Here is a 19,404-nt window from a genome sequence, read left to right on the forward strand (position 1 = left end):
CCTGAGGGTGTCCGGGGCCTGCTTCACAGCTCTGGCGCGGGGTGGGCCTGGAGCCCGGCCACTACGCCGTGGTGCGGTGCATGTACTCGATCAGGTCGATCTTCGTCACGATGGCGACGACCTTCTCGCCCTCCTTCACCACCGCGACCTTGTCCTGGTTGAACACCTCGCGCAGCCGGTTGAGGCTCGTCTCCGGAGCGACGACGCCCTGCAGGGGCGCCACGATGCTGTCGATGGTGTCCGCGAACTTCACCTTGTTCGCCACCAGCGCGTTGAGCAGGTCGTACTCGTGGATCATCCCCACGGCGCGGCCGTCCTCGTTGAGCACCGGCATCTGGCTGATGCCGCGGTTGCGCATCGTCTCCACCACGTGGTCCACGCGCTCGCCCTTGCGCGCGGTGACCACCTCGCGCTTGCCGTTGAGCAGGTCGCGCACCGTGCCCGCGCCCTTCTCCTCCAGGAAGCCGTTGTCGCGCATCCACTCGTCCGAGTGGAACTTGCTGATGTAGCTCATGCCCGTGTCGGGCAGGACGACGACGATCGTCTTCCCTTTGCCGACCTCCTTGGCCAGCTGCACCGCCACGTGCACCGCCGCGCCCGCCGAGCCGCCCGCGAAGATGCCCTCCTCGCGCGCCAGCCGCCGCGCCGCCACGAAGCTCTGGCGGTCATCCACCTGCCGGATGTCGTCCACCACCTTGAAGTCCATGGCACCGCACAGCATGTCCTCGCCGATGCCCTCGACCTTGTACACGTGCGGCTCGGTCAGCTTGCCCGTCTTGAAGTAGCCCTCGTACACCGAGCCCTCCGGGTCCACGCCCACGTTCTTCAGGCCCGGAATCTTCTCCTTGAGGAACTTGCCCGCGCCGCTCATCGTGCCGCCCGTGCCCAGGCCCGACACGAAGTAGTCGATCTTCCCGTCCGTCTGCTCGAAGATCTCCGGACCCGTCAGCTTGTAGTGCGCCTCGATGTTGTCCGGGTTGTGGTACTGGTTGAGCATGAACGCGCCCGGGGTCTCCCGGAAGATGCGCTTGGCCGTCTCGTAGTAGCTGCGCGGATCCTCCGCCGGCACGTTCGTCGGCGTCACCACCACCTGCGCGCCCAGCGCCTTCAGGCGGTTGATCTTCTCCAGCGACATCTTGTCCGGCATCGTGAAGATGCACTTGTAGCCCTTCACCGCCGCCGCCAGCGCCACGCCCATGCCCGTGTTGCCCGACGTGTTCTCCACGATGGTGCCGCCGGGCTTGAGCTTCCCCTCCCGCTCGGCCTTCTCGATGATGTAGAGCGCCATGCGGTCCTTGATGGACGCGCCGGGGTTCATGAACTCGCACTTGACCAGCACGGTCGCGTCATTGGGCCCGACCAGGCGGTTGAGCTTGACCAGCGGCGTGTGGCCGATTGCGGAGAGAATGGTGTCGTGGATTTCCATCGGGAACTCTCGTAGGGGGTAAGGACCGGCGCGTTTCTTATAATGCCCCGGTGGTGGCGGTCGACCTCGGTCGTCTACTCGCCCCCATCTCCATTGAACATGTCCGCCGCTTCGCGTCCTTCCGACACACTGCGGCGAAACCACGGGGCTGAGGGCAGCGAGCGGCCACCCGGGCCCTGGCCCCGCATGTCGGGGACACGACCGGTCGTGAAATTCTCCTGAACTGGAGCTTTGACCCGCTCCCCCCGCACTCCCATACTCGCGCGTCTCCTCTCTCAAACCCCCAGGAGAAGCGTTCACCTATGGAAATCGAGGCCGCGCTGCGCGACCAGGTGGGGAAGGCCATCGGCCGCCCCGTGTCCCAGGCCCCCATCAAGAAGCTCAAGGGTGATGCGAGCAACCGCTCGTATTACCGCGTGGGCACCGCCCCCGAGAGTTGGGTGGTGATGGTGATGCCGCTGGACGCCTCGAAGAAGAGCGAGGAGGCCTCCAAGGGCGAGCCCCCCAAGGAGCTGCCCTTCGTCAACGTGCACCGCTACCTGGCGAAGCTGGGCATCCGCGTGCCGAGGATCCTCCGCTACGACGAGCCCGCGGGGATGATGGTGCTGGAGGACCTGAGCGACGTCACCTTCGAGGCGGCGCTCGAGGGCGGCAGGAACAACCAGGCCCTGTACACCCGCGCTGTGGACCTGCTGGCCCGCCTGCGTGCCCAGGCCGAGCGTCACCAGGATTCGGACTGCCTGGCCTTCACGCGCGCCTTCGACGAGGACCTGTACGACTGGGAGCTCCACCACTTCCGCGAGTGGGGCCTCGAGGTGTGGAGCGGCAAGAAGCCCACCGAGGCCGAGCGCGCCGAGCTGGACCGGACGTTCCGCGACATCGCGAAGCAGCTGGCCGCGGCGCCGAGGGGCTTCACCCACCGCGACTACCAGAGCCGCAACATCATGATGAAGGACGGCGAGCTGGTGGTCATCGACTTCCAGGACGCGCTCCAGGGCCCGCGCCAATACGACCTGGTGGCGCTGCTGCGCGACAGCTACGTGGAGCTGGACCGCGACTTCGTGGACACGATGCTCGACCGTTACATCGCCACGTTCGCCGAGCTGACGGGTGAGCGGATTGAACCGAAGTCCTTCAAGGCCTTCTTCGATCTGCTCACCATCCAGCGCAAGCTGAAGGACGCGGGCCGCTTCGAGTTCATCAACCGCGTGAAGGGCAACCCGGGCTTCCTGGTGTCCATCCCCGCGTCGCTGCGCTACGTGCGAGATGCGTTCAAGCGGCGGCCGGAGATGGGCGGGCTGCAGAAGCTGGTGGCGAAGTACGTCCCCGAGTTGAGCTGACAGGAGAGGGGAGGGGCCGCACATGAAGGCGATGGTCCTCTGCGCGGGGCTGGGTACGCGCCTGCGTCCGTTCACCGAGCGCTGGCCGAAGCCAGCCATGCCGTTCCTCGGGCAGCCCCTCTTCCGTTACCACCTGGCGGTGCTGCGGGCCGCGGGAGTGCAGGGGGTGGGCATCAATACCCACCACCTGCCGGAGGTGATGGCATCCACCGCTCGCGCCGAGTGCGCCCGCGTGGGTCTGCCGCTGCACGTGGTGCACGAGCCCGTCATCCAGGGCACCGGCGGCGGCATCCGGGGGTTGAGGGACTTCCTCTCGGGTGACGACTTCATCGTCTTCAACGGCGACATCCTGTTCCCCGTGGACCTGCGTCCCGTGGTGGCGGCGCACCGGGCCTCGGGCGCGGCGGCCACCATGGTGCTGCTGCCCATGCCCGAGAACGAGAAGTACGCCGCCGTGGAGATGGACGCGCGGCAGCACGTGCGGCGCATCGCGAAGTTCGGGCCCGGGGGCGAGGGGCTCTCGCCCTGGCACTTCACGGGCGTGCACGTCATGTCCCCGCGCGTCTTCGACTTCATGTCCCCCGAGGGCCCCGAGGACATCAACCGCGATGTCTACGTGCGGATGATGGAGGCGGGCCTCACGGTGCGCGGCGAGGTGGTGCGCTCGTACTGGTCCGACCTGGGCACGCCCTCGCGCTACCTGTCCACCGTGCGCGATGTGTTGTCCGGGCAGGTGCCGCTGGAGGGTTTGGGCGCGGACTCGCCCTTCGCCTCGGCGCCTCAAGGACAGGGGAATTACTGGGCACATCCCACGGCTCGCGTGGGTGGGGCTCAGGTCACGGGGCCGGCGTACTTCGACGCGGGATGCTCCCTGGCGGAGGGGGCTCGCATCGGCGCCTCGGTATCCGTGGGTGCTCAGGTCCGCGTGGGCACGGGTGCTCGGTTGGAGCGCTGCGCCGTGCTCGAGGGGACCGAGGTGACCCCCGGGGAGGAACTGGTCGAAGTGGTGGCCTGGGGGGCACACCGGGTGCCCGCGCCGCTCACTCCGTAGCGGTCAGTTGGCGTGGTAGCGCGCCAGCACGCAGGTGACGTTGTCGTTGCCGCCCGCCGCGTTCGCCAGATCGATGAGCTGCGAGCACGCCTTGTCCAGCTCCGGCGTGCGCGCGAGAATCTCCTGCATCTGCGGGTCCGTCACCATGCCCGACAGGCCGTCCGAGCACAGCAGGAAGATGTCGCCCTGCTGCGGCTCCACCTTCGCCACGTCCACCTGCACCAGCTCCTTCATCCCCAGTGCCCGGACGATGACGTTCTTGTGCGGGAAGTTCTCGATCTCCTCCGGCGTGAGCTTCTTCGCCTTGAGGTAGTCGTTGAGCAGCGAGTGGTCCTCGGTGATCTGCTTCAGCACGCCCTGGCGGAAGAAGTACACGCGGCTGTCCCCCACGTGCCCCACGTACGCCGAGTCCTGGGCGAAGTGCACCGAGACGATCGTCGTCCCCATGCCCTTGTACTTCGAGTCCGAGCTGGCCTTCTCGAAGATGCTCTTGTTCGCCAGCTTGATGCCCGTGGCCAGCCGGTTCTCGTCGTAGTTGCGCGACTTCTCCATCTTGAACGGCCAGGTGGCGTCCTGGTCGCGCGACGTCATCCGGAAGAACTCGGCCAGCTCGTCCACGGCGATCTTCGAGGCGATCTCCCCGGACGAGTGACCTCCCATCCCGTCGGCGACACAGCACAGGTTCTCGTCGGTCAGAATGAGGTAGTTGTCCTCATTGTGGTTCCGCTTCATCCCGACGTGGGTGTGGCCAGCAACCTCGATGCGCATGCTCGGGGAGTCTCCGACGTGTCCAGGAAGTGCCGTGGACGGTGGGGCAGGTTAACAAAGCGTCGCGAAGGGGGTCAAAACCCCAGGGGCTCGGAAGGTTGTCCTCTTCACTCCCCTCCGGGGTTCACGGTATCTGCTCGAACACGAGCCGGTCGCCTTCCTGGCTGCCGCTCGCCTGGAGCGTCCCCGCGGGCAGCTCCAGCACCGATTTCGCTTGGAAGTACATCGACGTCGTCCTCCAGGGCGGCAGGGCCACGAACTGCTTGACGATGACCCCCTCCGGGTCGAGGAAGGCCACGTCGATGGGGATGCGCATGAAAAAAGTGTGGATGGAGTTGCACGGCTGGATGTGCAGCCCCTCCCCGAAGGCCAGCGAGCGCCGGCCCATCAGTCCCACGAAACGGTCCACGAAGCTCGTGGCCCTCTCGGCTCGGTCCGCCAGCAGGCGGTCTCGCGTCACATTGTTCACCCTCAGGCGCATGTCGTGCTTTCTACTCCAATGCTCCAGCCCCTGGCGCGCCCCTTTCACCTCGTCCTCGTCTCCCCCCAGATTCCCCCCAACACCGGCAACATCGCCCGGCTGTGCGCCGTCACCGGCTGCCGCCTCATCCTCGTGGAGCCCCTGGGCTTCTCCATCGACGACCGCCACCTCAAGCGCGCCGGGCTCGACTACTGGGACAACGTCTTCCTGAAGCTCTACCCGGACTACGACGCCTACCTGGCCGAGTGGCCCTCGGCCAGGCGCTGGCTCTTCTCCGCTCGCGCCGCTACATCCCTGTATGCCGCCCCCTTCGAGGAGGGAGACCACCTGGTCTTCGGCTCGGAGACGCGGGGGCTGCCCCCGGACATCATCGCCGGGGGCTCGGGGACCGCCGTCACCATCCCCATGCTGCCCGAGCGTCGCAGCCTGAACCTGTCCACCGCCGTGGGCATCGCCACCTACGAGGCCCTGCGGCAGGTGCAGTTCGGCGCGGCAGCCGGGCGGGCGGGCTCGCCAAGTTGAGAGGAAGGGCGGACGGACTACACTGGGAGGCCGCATGCCCCCCTCGCAGGTCGCTGAGACGCTGTACTCCGCCCACAAGTCCCGTGCCACCGGCCGGCTCACGTTGAGCGCCGGCGGGCGTGAATCGCTCCTGTTCCTCCAGGGTGGAGACCTGGTGGGGACTCGGCTCGGCTTCGGGTTCCAGACGCCGGTGCAGGCGCTGATGCAGGCCGGACGCCTCAACGCCGGGCTGCTGGATGCGCTGTGGGCCCGGGAGAGCGCGGGCTCGCCGGACGAGGACGTGCTGGAGGAACTCGGGGTGGCGCCGGAGGTGGTGGCGGAGCAGCAGGTGCTCGCCGAGGTGCGGCGGTTGAGCCAGCTCGCCGAGCGCGCCGCTTTCGAGGCGGGCGGGGTGGAGGAGATGTTCCGCCCCATCGCCGGGACCCGGGTTGTGCGCGCCGCCCTCGAGCCCGCGGGCACCGAGGCCCCCGAGCCACGCATGTACCGGTGCACGGACGCGGGCGCGTGTACCCAGTGGGTGGCCAGTGCGGAGGAGATGGCCCTCCTGTTGAAGCTGGCGGACTTCGAGCGGCTGGAGGGACTGACTCCCGCCCAGGAGGTGCTGCTCCACCTCCTCGAGCGCGAGGGGTTCGTCGAGTCGCTGTCCCTCGCGGCGTGGGAGGCTCGCGAGCAGGCCCGGCGGGAGGAAGAGGCTCGGCTGGCGGAGGAGGCGCGACTGGCCGAAGAGGCTCGCCTCGCGGAAGAAGCTCGGCTGGCGGAGGAGGCGCGACTGGCCGAAGAGGCTCGCCTCGCGGAAGAAGCTCGGCTGGCGGAGGAGGCACGGCGTCGGGCGGAGGAGGAGGCTCGGCTGGCGGAAGAGGCGCGACTGGCCGAAGAGGCTCGCCTCGCGGAAGAAGCTCGGCTGGCGGAGGAGGCACGACTGGCCGAAGAGGCTCGCCTCGCGGAAGAAGCTCGGCTGGCGGAGGAGGCACGGCGTCGGGCGGAGGAGGCGCGGCTGGCCGAAGAGGCTCGGCTGGCGGAAGAGGCGCGACTGGCCGAAGAGGCTCGGCGTAGGGCGGAGGAGGAGGCTCGGCTCGCCGAGGAGGCGCGACGCGCGGAAGAAGCTCGGCTTGCCGAAGAGGCACGACGCGCGGAAGAAGCTCGGCTTGCCGAGGAAGCCAGGCTCGCGGAAGAGGCGCGGCGTCGAGCTGAGGAAGAGGCGCGGCTCGCGGAAGAAGCCCGCTTGGCAGAAGAGGCGCGACTGGCCGAAGAGGCTCGGCGTAGGGCGGAGGAGGAGGCTCGGCTCGCAGAAGAGGCGCGTCGCGCGGAAGAAGCTCGGCTTGCCGAAGAGGCACGACGCGCGGAAGAAGCTCGGCTTGCCGAAGAGGCGCGACTGGCCGAAGAGGCGCGGCGTAGGGCGGAGGAGGAGGCTCGGCTCGCGGAAGAGGCGCGACTGGCTGAGGAAGCCAGACTCGCGGAAGAGGCACGTCTAGCTGAAGAGGCTCGGCGTAGGGCGGAGGAAGAGGCTCGGCTCGCAGAAGAGGCGCGACTGGCTGAAGAGGCCCGGCTTGCCGAAGAGGTTCGGCTCGCGGAAGAGGCGCGACTGGCCGAAGAGGCGCGGCGTAGGGCGGAGGAAGAGGCTCGGCTGGCCGAGGAGGCTCGGCTGGCCGAGGAGGCGCGTCGCGCGGAAGAGGCACGACTGGCTGAAGAGGCCCGGCTTGCAGAAGAGGCTCGGTTGGTCGAAGAGGCACGCCTAGCTGAAGAGGCACGCCTAGCTGAAGAGGCACGCCTAGCTGAAGAGGCACGCCTAGCTGAAGAGGCACGCCTAGCTGAAGAGGCACGCCTCGCGGAAGAGGCTCGCCTCGCGGAAGAGGCTCGCCTCGCGGAAGAGGCTCGCCTCGCGGAAGAGGCTCGCCTCGCGGAAGAGGCTCGCCTCGCGGAAGAGGCTCGCCTCGCGGAAGAGGCTCGCCTCGCGGAAGAGGCGCGACTGGCCGAAGCGGCTCGGCTCGCAGAAGAGGCGCGACTGGCCGAAGAGGCTCGCCTCGCAGAAGAGGCTCGCCTCGCGGAAGAGGCTCGCCTCGCGGAAGAGGCTCGCCTCGCGGAAGAAGCTCGGCTTGCCGAAGAGGCTCGCCTCGCGGAAGAGGCTCGCCTCGCGGAAGAGGCGCGACTGGCCGAAGCGGCTCGGCTCGCAGAAGAGGCTCGCCTCGCGGAAGAGGCTCGCCTCGCAGAAGAGGCTCGCCTCGCGGAAGAGGCTCGCCTCGCGGAAGAGGCTCGCCTCGCGGAAGAAGCTCGGCTTGCCGAAGAGGCGCGGCTGGCTGAAGAGGCGCGACGTCGGGCAGAGGAAGAGGCCCGCCTCGCAGAAGAGGCGCGGTTGGCCGAGGAGGCGCGGTTGGCTGAAGAGGCCCGGCTGGCCGAAGAGGCCCAGCGCCGGGCAGAGGAGGAGGCTCGCCTCGCGGAAGAAGCCCGACTGGCTGAAGAGGCGCGACTGGCCGAAGAGGCGCGGCGTCAGGCGGAGGAAGAGGCGCGGCTGGCCGAGGCGGCGCGCCTTGCAGAAGAGGCTCGGCGTCGAGCGGAGGAAGAGGCGCGACTGGCTGAGGAGGCCCGGCTCGCGGAAGAGGCTCGGCTCGCGGAAGAGGCCCGGCTCGCGGAAGAGGCTCGGCTCGCGGAAGAGGCTCGGCTCGCGGAAGAGGCTCGGCTCGCAGAAGAGGCCCGGCTCGCAGAAGAGGCGCGACTGGCTGAGGAGGCCCGGCTCGCGGAAGAGGCGCGACTGGCTGAGGAGGCTCAGCGTCGGGCGGAGGAAGAAGCCCGGCTCGCAGAAGAGGCTCGATTGGCCGAAGAGGCCCGCTTGGCGGAAGAGGCGCGACTGGCCGAGGAGGCACGTCTCGCGGAAGAGGCCAGGCTCGCCGAGGAAGCCCGTCGCGCCGAGGAGGAGGCTCGTCGGATCGCGCAGGAAGAGGCTCGCCTTGCGGAGGAGGCACGGCTCGCCGAAGAAGCACGGCTGGCGGAAGAGGCGCGCCGGCTCGCGGAGGAAGAAGCGCGTCGCGCTGAGGATGCTCGACTGGCTGAAGAGGCCCGGTTGGCCGAGGAGGCTCGGCTGGCCGAAGCGGCACGCCTCGCGGAAGAGGCGCGCCTCGCCGAGGAAGCTAGGCGTCTGGCGGAAGAAGAAGCTCGCCGTGCTGAGGAGGTTCGACTCGCCGAAGAGGCTCGGTTGGTGGAGGAGGCTCGACGCGCCGAAGAGGCTCGACGTGCCAAGGCCGCGCGCCTCGCGGAGGAGCAGCGCCTCGCGGAGCAGCGCCGCCTCTCCGAGGTCTCCCAGTTGTCGGATGTGGCTTTCCTCACCGAGTCGGCCGAGCTACAGGAAGGTGAGTTGATCCTCACCGCGTCGCCGAGCGAGCCCCCGGCGCCCGCGCGCTCTCCCGAAATCGGTTACCTCTCCGGTGCTCCCTCTGTCCCCTCTGCGACGGGCACGAAGCCCGGTCCCCAGCCCCAGGTCGAGGCCTCGCTCTCCGACGTGGTGCCCACTTCCGAGGTCTGGTTCGACTCCTTCCCGACCGAGCCGGATCTGGACACTCGCGCCGGTGAGCTGGAACTGGTCAGGAGTCCGGTCAGCGGGATATTTCCCGTGCTGGAGGACACGGACGCACTCCGCGTTGCGCGCGAGCAGGCCAATGCCGCACAGCTACAGGACATGCAGGAGGCTCAGCGGCGGGCTGCGTCCGCTCCTCCTGAGTCATGGCTTATCGGAGAGTCCGTTCCTTCCACCGCGCCGCATGCCGCTGCTCCGGGGACCGCTCCGCATGCCGCTGCTCCCGCTCCGCAGGTGTCGGCGAGCAGGACGGAAGCCGATCTGGATTTCTGGACCGAGCTCGATGCTCCCGAGCCGCCCGCGCCTGTTGTCTCCGCGCCCGTGGTTCCCGCTCCAGCAATACCGCCTCCGGCCACGCGCCACCCGGCCGTCGCGCCTGCTCAGGCCGCCGTCCCACCGGGTCTCCGCTCGCCCGCAGCGAGTGCGCCGGCTGCCGTTCCACCGGGTCTCCGCTCGCCCGCGGCGGGTGCGCCGGCCGCCGTTCCACCGGGTCTCCGTTCGCCCGCGGCGAGTGCGCCGGCTGCCGTTCCACCGGGTCTCCGCCCGCCCGCGGCGAGTGCACCTGTTCCCGTGGTCAGCGCGCCGGCTCCAGCGGCTGCCGCCCCTCCGAACCTGCTCGCCCGCGGCAATGCCCCGTCCGCACCTCCCATGCAGCCGCTCCGGCTGGGACCGGACGCACCTCGAGCCACGGGCGACGACGACCTCTGGCGCATCGTCTCCTTCGACAACGCTGGCTCCGGCGAGGCTCCCGGCGACATCAACGCCTCCTTCGAGGCCGCGCTGCAGCAGGTCGATGCCCACCTGGAATCGCTCGTGCGCGCGGAGGTTCCCCAGGCGGCTCCTGTCGTGGCAGCGCCCCAGCCCCCGGCGGCGCCCGCGCCTTCTCCGGCCACCGTGGCCACTTCGGTCCAGAGTGCCGATGCCAACGCTCCCGAGGCGTGGGACGATCTGTCCTTCGAGGAGGACGACCTGTCGGATGAGCCCTCCGACGAGGAGTCGAAGGTCCGCCGCCAGCGCCTGCTCCAGCGTGCCGCGCAGCTCGGGTCCCGTCCCGCCGCGCCGGCCGCGCCCTCGGCTCCTTCGCCATCCCCGGGTGCTCCGGCTCCGCCCAGCCCCGAGGAGCAGCTCGCCCAGGCCATCGAGAAGCGCTACTCCGACGTGCAGGAGAAGCGCGACCACTTCACCACGCTCGGTCTTCCCATCGGCCCGGACGTGAAGCGGGAGCAGGTGAAGACCGCGTTCCTCGGGCTCGCCAAGCGCTTCCACCCGGATCGCCTGCCTCCGGCGCTCTCCGAGCTCGCGCCCAAGATGAGCACCGTCTTCGAGGCCATCCGCGAGGCCTACGAGGTCCTCTACGACGACACGAAGCGCACGGCCTACCTCCAGGAGTTGCGCTCCAAGGGCTCGCAGCAGGGGAGCACCCGGGCTTTCGGGCTCGCGGCGGGTGATCTCTTCAAGATGGGCGAGGTCTTCTTCCGCAAGCGGGACTTCGTGTCCGCGGCGGAGCATTTCGAGCGCGCCTACGAGGCGGAGCCCAAGGCGGTGTACCTCGCCGCCCGGGCGTGGGCCATCTACATGGATCCCCAGCGCAAGGCCGAGGTCCCCAAGACGAAGCAGATGATGGCCGAGGCGCTCAAGCTGGACCCCAACTGTGATCGGGCGCACTACCAGCTCGGGGTGATCGCCCGCGTCGAGGGCGACATGGGCCGTGCCGAGCGCCACTTCCGCGAGGCGGTGCGCACCAACCCCAAGCACCTCGAGGCCAACCAGGAGCTGCGCCTCATCGAGATGCGCAAGAAGAAAGAGCCCCCCAACAAGAAGGGTGGCCTCTTCGGCTGAGCGTTGTCCGGGGCAGCGCCTCCTTTCTGCTCCCAGCAGTTGCGGTGTGGACGGGCCGGGAGCTTCCAGGAAGGACAGGCCGCTCGGCAGGGTCCCGGGCGGGGGTCCCGCGCCTGCTGCTACAGGTGCCCGGCTCCCTGTATGCCGGGCGGGTTCCCAGTCCCCTCGACCATTGACATGCCTGGAGAGCGGGCATGATCATCCGGCCTTCTCCGCGCCGGACCCCCACTCTCGTCCGTCCGCAGCGAAAGGCATTTGAACGTGGCCAAGCAGCACCTGCTCCTGGTCGATGGTGACCCGAAGAGTCTCCGTGTGATGGAGGTCAGCCTGAAGAAGGCCGGCTTCTCCGTCACGACGGCCATCCACGGCAAGGACGCGCTCGAGAAGGTGCAGATCAGCCCGCCGGACCTCGTGCTCGCCGACACGAAGATGCCGGAGATGGACGGCTTCGAGCTGTGCAAGACGCTCAAGTCGGAGGAGCGCTACAAGCACATCCCCTTCGTCTTCCTCACCAACCAGAAGGCGGTCGAGGCGAAGGTGAAGGGCCTGGAGCTCGGTGGCGACGACTACCTGACCAAGCCCATCTACATCAAAGAGATCGTCACCCGCCTGACGATGATCCTCCAGAAGGTGGACAAGGAGCGCATCGAACGGCGCGAGACGACCAAGGGCGGGTTCGCGGGCAACCTGGCCGACATGGGCGTGGTAGACTTGGTCCAGACGTTCGAGATCGGCCGCAAGACGGGCACCATCTCCATCAAGGGAGACCGGGTCGCCACCATCTACTTCAAGGAAGGCCGCGTCATCGACGCGGAGATGGGGCGGCTCAAGGGTGAGAACGCGTTCTACCGTCTGCTGAACGCCACCGAGGGCGAGTTCGAGGTTCAGTTCACCGCGCTGGATCGGCCCGAGCGCATCGAGGTCTCCACCCAGGGCCTGCTCATGGAGGGCATGCGCCGGCTGGACGAGTGGGGCCGGATGCTCGAGCAACTCCCGCCGCTGGAGACGGTGTTCGAGATCGACTACCACCAGCTGGCGGACCGCCTCTCGGAGATTCCGGACGAGGTGAACGGGCTGCTGCGCCTCTTCGATGGCAAGCGCAGCCTGAGCCGGGTGGTGGAGGACTCGGACTTCGACGACCTGGCGGCGCTGGGCATCATCAGCAAGCTGTACTTCGAGGGCCTCATCCGCGAGCTGGGCAGCGTCTCGCAGGAGCCCGTGCAGAGCGGCAAGCCGGGCATCGAGGAGTGGCTCCACAACGCGCCGGCGCCGAGCGCTCCCGCCGAGCCGGCTCCGGAGCCGGTGGTTCCCGCGGTGGTGGCCGCGCCCGTGGTGGCGCCGGTGGCCCCCCCTGTCCAGCCGGTGCAGCCCCCCGTGGCGCTCACGGCCGCGCCGGAACAGCCGGCCCCGCTCGAGCCGCAGGCCACGCAGGAGCCGCAGCCCGCCAACGTCGTCGTGTTCGAGGCCCGGAAGCGCCAGCCGAACGCCGCCGAGACGGACATCATCGCTCCGCCGCGCACGGCCGAGGGCTCGGCGTTCCTCGTGGAGCCGGCGCCGGCCCACCGTGCCAAGGAGCTGGAGCGGCGCAGCCTGCTGCTCGACTGGAACCGGGTGGACATGGATGGCCTGGGCTCGGCGGGCGCGTGGGGTCCGGGCTGGTCTCCGGCTCCTCGCGCCTCGGCGCCCGCCAATGCGTCCGTGCCTGGCAACGCGCCCGCGTCCACGCCCGTACCCACTCCTTCGAGCCCCGTGGAGTCGCCGGAGTCCTCGCCACGGGGTCCCATCTTCGGGGGCGCCGCCGTGGCGCCCAATCCTCTGCCACCAGTGCCTCCTCCGGAGCCCGCCACGCCGGCCCAGGAGGTGACGTTGGTGACGGGTCCGAAGCCCGTCGGTCCGGCCCCGGATGCTCCACCGGCACCAGTTCCCGCGCCCACCGCTCCCGTGGCAGCCGAGAAGCCCGCGGAGACTCCTGCCGAGAAGCCACAGCTCGCGCTCCCTCCGTACCCGGGTCATGGCGCGCCCGAGCCCGCCGCGGCCAGGCCGGTGGAACAGCCCAAGCCCGCCGAGCAGCCCAATCCGGTGGAGCAGCCCAATCCGGTGGAGCAGCCCAAGCCGGTGGAGCAGTCGAAGCCCGAGCCCAAGCCCGCACCAACGGTGGTCAGCACTCCCGCGGAGGAGCCCAAGCCGCGCCCGACGCCCAGGCCCACGCCGGCGCCCGTTCCCAGGAAGGGGCCTGCGGCTGACGATGCGCCGCCGAAGCCGAATCGCACGGGCCTCTACATCGGGGTGGGGATTGCGGCGATCGCCGTGGCCGCCGCGGTGGTGGTGTTCAGTCAGTCGGGTGGCTCGGGGAAGACGACTCAGCCTCCGGAGCCGAAGCCCACGCCCACCGAGCAGGTGAAGGCGCCCGAAACGAAGCCGCCCGAGACGAAGCCGCCCGAAACGAAGCCGCCCGAGCCCCCGGTCAAGCCGGAGCAGCCGACCACCGCCACCCAGACGGCCGTGCCGGACGCGGGGACTCCCGCCAAACCGGGCGAGCAGCCCACCGTCGCCACGAACCCCCCGCCCGCCCAGCAGGACGACGGCAAGGACGAGGAGCCCGAGCAGGACGACACGCAGAAGCTGAGCCCCGAGGCCCAGTACGCCGAGTTGTCGCGCCAGGCCCGGAAGTTCATGGGGACCGGGAAGTACAAGACGGCGGCGCTGGTCTACCGCAAGGCGCTCTCGGTCAAGCCGGACGCCTCCGAGGCCAAGGCGGGCCTGGGCATCTCCCTGGTGCGCAGCGACTCGAGCTACCGCGAGGCCGTCAAGCTGCTGGAGGAATCGCTCAAGGAGCAGCCCAACAACGCCCACGCGTGGCTGTGCCTCGGCATGGCCCGGCAGATGACCCAGCAGGACAAGAAGGCGATCGACGCGTACAAGCGCTATCTCTTGCTGGAGCCCTCCGGCCAGTACGCCAACGACGTGCGCGCCGCGCTCAAGTCGCTCGGCCAGTAGGCGGGACGGCGGGCTCCTGGTAGAGAGGCTGCCCTTTGCTCGTACTCGGACTCGAAACTTCCTGTGATGAGACCGCCGCCGCCCTCGTGGAGGACGGTCGGCGTGCGCTCTCTGACGTCGTCTCCACCCAGGTGGACATCCACCGGCGCTGGGGTGGGGTGGTGCCGGAGCTCGCCAGCCGCAACCACGTGGTGCAGGTCATGCCCGTCCTGCACGAGGCCCTCACCCGGGCGGGCAAGACGCTCGACGACGTGGACCTGATCTCCGTCACCTCCGGGCCCGGCCTCATCGGCGCGCTCCTGGTAGGGGTGCAGGTGGCCAAGTCGCTCAGCCTCGCCACCGGCAAGCCCTTCGTCGGAGCCAACCACCTCGAGGGGCACCTGCTCGCCATCCGCCTGCTCGAGGACGCGCCGGAGCCTCCGTTCCTCGGGCTCGTCGTCTCCGGGGGCCACACCAGCCTCTACGAGGTACAGGACTTCGGCCGCTACCGGTTGGTGGGCAGCACCCGCGACGACGCCGCGGGCGAGGCCTACGACAAGACGGCGCGCATCCTCGGCCTGCCGTACCCTGGCGGACTGCCCATCGATCAGCTCGCGCAGAAGGGGAACCCGGAGGCCATCCGCTTCCCTCGCGCGCTGCCGGGCGCGGAGAACTTCGACTGGTCCTTCTCCGGGCTGAAGACGGCGGTGCTGCACCACGTGCGCAAGCACGGCGTTCCCCAGGGGCAGGAACTGGCGGACCTGTGCGCCTCCTTCCAGGAGGCCGTGGCCGACTCGCTGTCGAAGAAGTTCGTCGCCGCCGGGCGCCGACTGGGCCTCAGTCGCCTGGTGGTGTGCGGAGGCGTGGCGGCCAACTCGCGGCTGCGCTCGCTGTGCCAGGAGCGCGCCGAGGACCGCAACCTGAAGCTCTACCTGCCGCCGGTGCGGCTGTGCACGGACAACGGGGCGATGATCGCCGTGGCGGGCTATGAGGCGTGGCGCCGAGGCCTGCGTGGCGACTTCAACCTGACCGCGGACCCCGCCTGGCGCATGTGAAGGGACACCCTCGTGGATACACCTCGTGACATCCTCCAGCGCCATGGCCTGCGGGCCAAGCACAGCTGGGGGCAGAACTTCCTGGGCGACCCGCAGATCCTGGAGGCCATCGCCGACGCGCTCGAGCTGCGCGAGGGCGAGCCGGTGGTGGAACTGGGCCCGGGCCTGGGGCACCTGACGCGCTTCCTCGCGGCCACCGGGGCGCGCGTGACGGCGGTGGAGAAGGACCGCGACATGATCGCGGTGCTGGAGAAGGAGGCCATCCCCGGGGTGCGCGTGGTGGATGGCAACGCGGCCACGGTGGACTTCGCCGAGGTGGCGGGTGTTCCCGACGTGAAGGTCGCGGGCAACCTCCCGTACCACCTGACGAGCTCCATCCTCTTCCAGGTGCTGGAGCAGCGCGAGCACGTGTCCCGCGCCGTCTTCACCCTGCAGAAGGAAGTGGTGGAGCGGCTCGCGGCGGAGCCGGGCGGGCGCGAGTACGGCCTGCTCACCGCCATCCTGGGTCTCTACTTCGAGTCCGAGCACCTCTTCGACGTGGATGCCCGGCGCTTCCACCCACCGCCGAAGGTGGACTCGGCGGTGCTGCGTTTGACGCGGCGTGCCGCGCCCCTGGCGCCCGTGGTGGATGGTGCGCGCTTCATCCGCCTGGTGAAGGCGGGCTTCGCGCAGCGGCGCAAGACGCTCTTCAACTCGCTCAAGTCGGACAAGACGCTGGGCACGTCGGAGCAGCTCCACCAGGCGCTGGAGACGGCGGGCATCGACCCGATGCGGCGTGCGGAGACGCTCGCGCCCGAGGAGTTCGCCGCCATCGAGCGCGCGTTGGGACCCGTGGCGACATAAGACGCGATTTGGCGTCCCGCCCGCTCTGATGCTAACGAGAAGAGGGCTCGGAGAGGATTGATGAAGCCCCTGCCACTGGAGGACCTGGAGCCGGTGCTCAACCGGTTCGGTGTGGTGTACGCGGTGTTCGCCCGCCCGGATGGGGGAGTGCTGTTGCGTTGGGGCGATGCGAGTCCGATTCCCATCCTCGACGAGAGCACCTTCGTGGGCGCCACCCGGGACATGGCCCAGGTCTACCGTTCGCTGGAGCGGATGCTGCTGCCGCAGATGGACGTGCAGGGGGAGTACCTGGGCATCCGCTCGAAGGTGGGCGACCAGGTGGTGTACGCGCTCTTCTTCGAGACGCGGCGCTTCGAGGCGGCCACGCCCGTGGAGCGGCTGCGCACCGAGTACGCGTTCTGCAAGTCACTGGGCAACGCGGTGGACACCGCGCTCCAGGCCTGGCTGAACAACGGCAAGGCGTGACTCAGGAGTCCTCGCCGCCGAGCACCTGGGCCAGGTCTCCCTGCTGGGCCAGCCAGGCGCGGAACTCCTCTTCGGGCAGCCGCATGCGCGCGAGCACGCCGCGGAGAATTTCCTCGGGAGAGCCGTCCTGCCGGCGCTTGAGCTCCAGGGCCGTCTTGAGGAGGGCCACGCCGTAGAGGGGGTCGGGCTCCACCACCTTCGCGGGGGCCCGAGCCGTCTCGGTGGCCGTGGCCCGGCGTGGCTCCAGCTCGATGACCGTCTTCGCGCGCTGCCGTCGATTCATCTCCCTCGGTCCCCGCGCGTTCGCGTGCCCCGCACCGCGCGTGAGTCCCTGGTAGTGGACGCCCAACGGGCCGTCAAGAGTGCCGAGCGCTCGGCTGATCGCGAACATTGCCCGGCCGCCCCTCCCGTGCTCTATTCCGCGCCCCGTTGCCGGCCGGTCGCAGGAGGCGGGCACGTGGCTACGTGGCTTTTGTTGCAGTTCGGAGGTCTCGAAGCGGATGGACAACCGCTACATCGTGGTCGAGGGGCCCATCGGCGTCGGTAAGACGAGCCTCTCCAACATCCTCGCCGAGCGCTTCGGGGCCCGGCGCATCTTCGAGAGATTCGAGGACAACCCCTTCCTCGCCAGCTTCTATACGGACCGCCAGAAGTACGCCTTCCAGACGCAGCTCTTCTTCCTGCTCTCGCGCTTCAAGCAGCAGGAGGAGCTCGTCCAGCAGGATCTCTTCAACTCGGTGACGGTCAGCGATTATCTGTTCGCCAAGGACCGTATCTTCGCGTGCCTGACGCTGGACTCGCACGAGCTGGCGCTCTACGAGCGCGTCTTCGAGGCGCTCAGCCCCCGGGTGACGAAGCCGGACCTGGTCATCTACCTGCAGGGCCGGCTGGACGTGCTGCTCCACCGCATCAAGAAGCGCGGCCGCGAGTTCGAGCGCCAGTTTGACGCCGGGTATCTGGAGGAGCTCGTCCACGCGTACAACGAGTTCTTCTCCCACTACACGGAGACGCCGCTGCTCGTGGTGGACACGTCGGACATCGACTTCGTCCACGACGAGGGGGACCTGAAGGGGCTGTTGGGCGCCGTTGACCGGGCGCGTCAAGGCACCCAGCACTACCTCCCCACGAGCTCCAAGCGGCCCTGATCGGCGCCCGGTTGCCTGCCTGCCCACAAAGAGAAGCCCCGCGGCGCTTCCGAGGGCGTTAGAGTGTCACTCGGTGGTCGCTTCCGTCGATCCCCTCCGGGGACGGTGAGGGGCGGCCATGCATGCACGGCAGGAAATCGAACCCGCACCCTCATAGGAGGTGAACCGTGAAGGACAAGGTCACCATCCACACGCTGAAGCGCCTGAAGCAGAGCGGCCAGAAGATCACCATGGTCACGGCCTACGATGCCACCTTCGCCCACGTCTTCGATGAAGCCGGGGCGGACGTGCTGCTCGTGGGCGACTCCCTGGGCATGGTGGTCCAGGGGCATGACTCCACCCTCCCGGTCACGATGGACCAGATGGTGTACCACTCCGCCGCCGTCAACCGCGGGGCGAAGCGGGCGCTCGTGGTGGGCGACATGCCCTTCATGAGCTACCAGGTGTCGGTGGAGGAGGCGGTCCGCAATGCCGGCCGTCTGGTGACGGAGGGCAGGGTAGGGGCCGTGAAGCTGGAGGGCGGCGCCGAGTTCGCCGACGTCATCTCCGCCATCGTCCGCGCCAGCATCCCCGTCATGGGCCACCTGGGCCTCACGCCGCAGTCGGTGCACAAGATGGGTGGCTATGTGGTGCAGGGCCGCGACGAGGACGCCGCGCGCAAGATTCTTGAGGACGCCATCGCGCTGGAGCGCGCCGGTTGCTTCTCGCTGGTGCTCGAGGGTGTACCGCTGGAGCTGGCGCGTCAGGTGACGCAGCGGCTCTCCATTCCCGTCATCGGCATTGGCGCGGGCAAGTACTGTGACGGCCAGGTGCTGGTTTGTTACGACCTCCTCGGAATGAACCCGGACTTCAAGCCCAAGTTCGTGAAGCGCTACGCCAACCTCCACGGCTCCATCACCGAGGCGGCGAGCGCCTACTTCTCCGAGGTGCGCGCGGGCGCGTTCCCGGACGATGAGCACTCCTTCAAGTCCAAGCCCATCCGTCTCGTGGCCGCTCCGCTGGAGACCACGGACGGCTCCTCCGAGGCCCCCGAGAAGATGGGCCCCGTGTACGGAGCACCGGTCTAGCCCATGGCACCGCTCGTCCTTCGTACTGTCGCCGAGACTGCCGCGTGGGCGGAGTCGCTCCGCCGCTCGGGCCGCCGGCTGGCCCTGGTGCCCACCATGGGCTTCCTGCATGACGGCCACCTCTCGCTGATGCGCGAGGGGCGAGCCCGTGCCGATGTCGTCGCGGCCTCCATCTTCGTCAACCCCACCCAGTTCGGTCCCAACGAGGACCTGTCTCGCTACCCGCGGGACATGGAGGGGGACCTGGCCAAGTGTGCCAGCGCCGGGGTGGAGGCCGTTTTCGCCCCCGTCCCCGCGGAGGTGTACCCGCCGGGCTTCCAGACGTACGTGGATGTGGAGCAGGTGAGCCAGGGCCTGTGCGGTGCGCGCCGGCCCGGCCACTTCCGGGGCGTGGCCACCGTGGTGACGAAGCTGCTGTGCATCTTCAGGCCCCACGTGGCCCTCTTTGGAGAGAAGGACTACCAGCAGCTCCAGGTCATCCGTGCCCTCGAGCGCGACCTGAACCTGGGCGTGGAGATCCTCGGGATGCCCACCGTGCGCGAGCCGGACGGGTTGGCCATGAGCTCGCGCAATGCCTACCTCTCCCCGGAGAACCGGCAGCGGGCGCTTGCCCTGTCGCGTGGTCTGGCGGCGGCCCAGGCGCTCTGCCGGAATGGAACCCGCGAGGCCCCCGCACTGGTGGACGCGGTGCGTCGAGAATTGAAGGCGGCGGAGCTCCGCGAGGATTATGTGGAACTGGTGGATGCCACCTCGCTGACCCCGCTCCCGGCCGTGACTCCGGGCAAGCCAGCGCGGCTTCTGGTGGCGGCCTTCGTCGGTACTACACGGTTGATCGACAACCAGCCCATCGGAGGCTAGAGG

Annotated in this window: 15 protein-coding genes; 11 read left to right on the plus strand and 4 right to left on the minus strand. The window is 69.2% G+C overall.

Annotation, left to right across the window (positions count from 1 at the left end; translation table 11 throughout):
* Positions 1 to 61: 61 nt before the first annotated feature.
* Positions 62 to 1,426 (minus strand): pyridoxal-phosphate dependent enzyme, encoded by a 1,365-nt coding sequence (locus DAT35_RS42475; protein WP_108075024.1) that lies wholly within the window; start codon positions 1,424 to 1,426, stop codon positions 62 to 64.
* 302 nt (positions 1,427 to 1,728) lie between these two features.
* Here DAT35_RS42475 and DAT35_RS42480 point away from each other — a divergent pair, with 302 nt between their 5' ends.
* Both DAT35_RS42480 and DAT35_RS42485 read left to right on the plus strand, forming a co-directional pair.
* Positions 1,729 to 2,766, plus strand: a complete 1,038-nt coding sequence (locus DAT35_RS42480) for an aminoglycoside phosphotransferase family protein (RefSeq protein ID WP_108075025.1) — start codon at positions 1,729 to 1,731, stop codon at positions 2,764 to 2,766.
* A gap of 22 nt (positions 2,767 to 2,788) precedes the next feature.
* Positions 2,789 to 3,817 (plus strand): sugar phosphate nucleotidyltransferase, encoded by a 1,029-nt coding sequence (locus DAT35_RS42485; protein ID WP_108075026.1) that lies wholly within the window; start codon positions 2,789 to 2,791, stop codon positions 3,815 to 3,817.
* A gap of 3 nt (positions 3,818 to 3,820) precedes the next feature.
* Here DAT35_RS42485 and DAT35_RS42490 read toward each other — a convergent pair whose 3' ends face one another.
* On the minus strand, positions 3,821 to 4,585 hold the full coding sequence (locus tag DAT35_RS42490) for a Stp1/IreP family PP2C-type Ser/Thr phosphatase (RefSeq protein ID WP_108075027.1): 765 nt from the start codon (positions 4,583 to 4,585) through the stop codon (positions 3,821 to 3,823).
* A 124-nt stretch (positions 4,586 to 4,709) separates the two neighbouring features.
* The gene (locus DAT35_RS42495) at positions 4,710 to 5,066 is read right to left on the minus strand and encodes a DUF192 domain-containing protein (RefSeq protein WP_108075028.1); all 357 of its coding nucleotides are present in this window, start codon (positions 5,064 to 5,066) and stop codon (positions 4,710 to 4,712) included.
* Positions 5,067 to 5,084: 18 nt separating this feature from the next.
* Between DAT35_RS42495 and DAT35_RS42500 the strand changes: the two genes are divergently transcribed.
* From DAT35_RS42500 to DAT35_RS42525, 6 genes are all read left to right on the plus strand, one after another.
* On the plus strand, positions 5,085 to 5,588 hold the full coding sequence (locus DAT35_RS42500) for a tRNA (cytidine(34)-2'-O)-methyltransferase (RefSeq protein ID WP_108075029.1): 504 nt from the start codon (positions 5,085 to 5,087) through the stop codon (positions 5,586 to 5,588).
* A gap of 34 nt (positions 5,589 to 5,622) precedes the next feature.
* On the plus strand, positions 5,623 to 10,992 hold the full coding sequence (locus DAT35_RS42505) for a J domain-containing protein (RefSeq protein WP_108075030.1): 5,370 nt from the start codon (positions 5,623 to 5,625) through the stop codon (positions 10,990 to 10,992).
* A gap of 261 nt (positions 10,993 to 11,253) precedes the next feature.
* Positions 11,254 to 13,989, plus strand: a complete 2,736-nt coding sequence (locus DAT35_RS42510) for a response regulator (RefSeq protein ID WP_108075102.1) — start codon at positions 11,254 to 11,256, stop codon at positions 13,987 to 13,989.
* 35 nt (positions 13,990 to 14,024) lie between these two features.
* Positions 14,025 to 15,023, plus strand: coding sequence for a tRNA (adenosine(37)-N6)-threonylcarbamoyltransferase complex transferase subunit TsaD (gene tsaD, locus DAT35_RS42515; protein ID WP_108075031.1), 999 nt, complete (start codon positions 14,025 to 14,027; stop codon positions 15,021 to 15,023).
* A gap of 12 nt (positions 15,024 to 15,035) precedes the next feature.
* Entirely contained in the window at positions 15,036 to 15,866 is an 831-nt protein-coding gene (gene rsmA / locus DAT35_RS42520) for a 16S rRNA (adenine(1518)-N(6)/adenine(1519)-N(6))-dimethyltransferase RsmA (protein WP_108075032.1), read from the plus strand.
* Between the two features lie 60 nt (positions 15,867 to 15,926).
* Positions 15,927 to 16,331, plus strand: a complete 405-nt coding sequence (locus DAT35_RS42525; RefSeq protein ID WP_108075033.1) for a hypothetical protein — start codon at positions 15,927 to 15,929, stop codon at positions 16,329 to 16,331.
* A gap of 1 nt (position 16,332) precedes the next feature.
* On the opposite strand, the gene DAT35_RS42530 is transcribed toward DAT35_RS42525, so the two are convergent.
* Positions 16,333 to 16,722, minus strand: a complete 390-nt coding sequence (locus DAT35_RS42530; protein WP_369946325.1) for a hypothetical protein — start codon at positions 16,720 to 16,722, stop codon at positions 16,333 to 16,335.
* A 109-nt stretch (positions 16,723 to 16,831) separates the two neighbouring features.
* On the opposite strand from DAT35_RS42530, the gene DAT35_RS42535 reads away from it, so the two are divergent.
* The 3 genes from DAT35_RS42535 (at position 16,832) to panC (ending at position 19,401) form a co-directional block, all read left to right on the plus strand.
* Positions 16,832 to 17,476: a deoxynucleoside kinase gene (locus tag DAT35_RS42535; RefSeq protein ID WP_108075034.1), complete on the plus strand. Its 645-nt coding sequence runs from the start codon at positions 16,832 to 16,834 to the stop codon at positions 17,474 to 17,476.
* Between the two features lie 167 nt (positions 17,477 to 17,643).
* Entirely contained in the window at positions 17,644 to 18,543 is a 900-nt protein-coding gene (gene panB / locus DAT35_RS42540) for a 3-methyl-2-oxobutanoate hydroxymethyltransferase (protein WP_108075035.1), read from the plus strand.
* Between the two features lie 3 nt (positions 18,544 to 18,546).
* Positions 18,547 to 19,401: a pantoate--beta-alanine ligase gene (gene panC / locus DAT35_RS42545; RefSeq protein ID WP_108075036.1), complete on the plus strand. Its 855-nt coding sequence runs from the start codon at positions 18,547 to 18,549 to the stop codon at positions 19,399 to 19,401.
* Positions 19,402 to 19,404 lie beyond the last annotated feature (3 nt).

Source organism: Vitiosangium sp. GDMCC 1.1324 (assembly GCF_003044305.1).
Classification (GTDB): Bacteria; Myxococcota; Myxococcia; order Myxococcales; family Myxococcaceae; genus Archangium.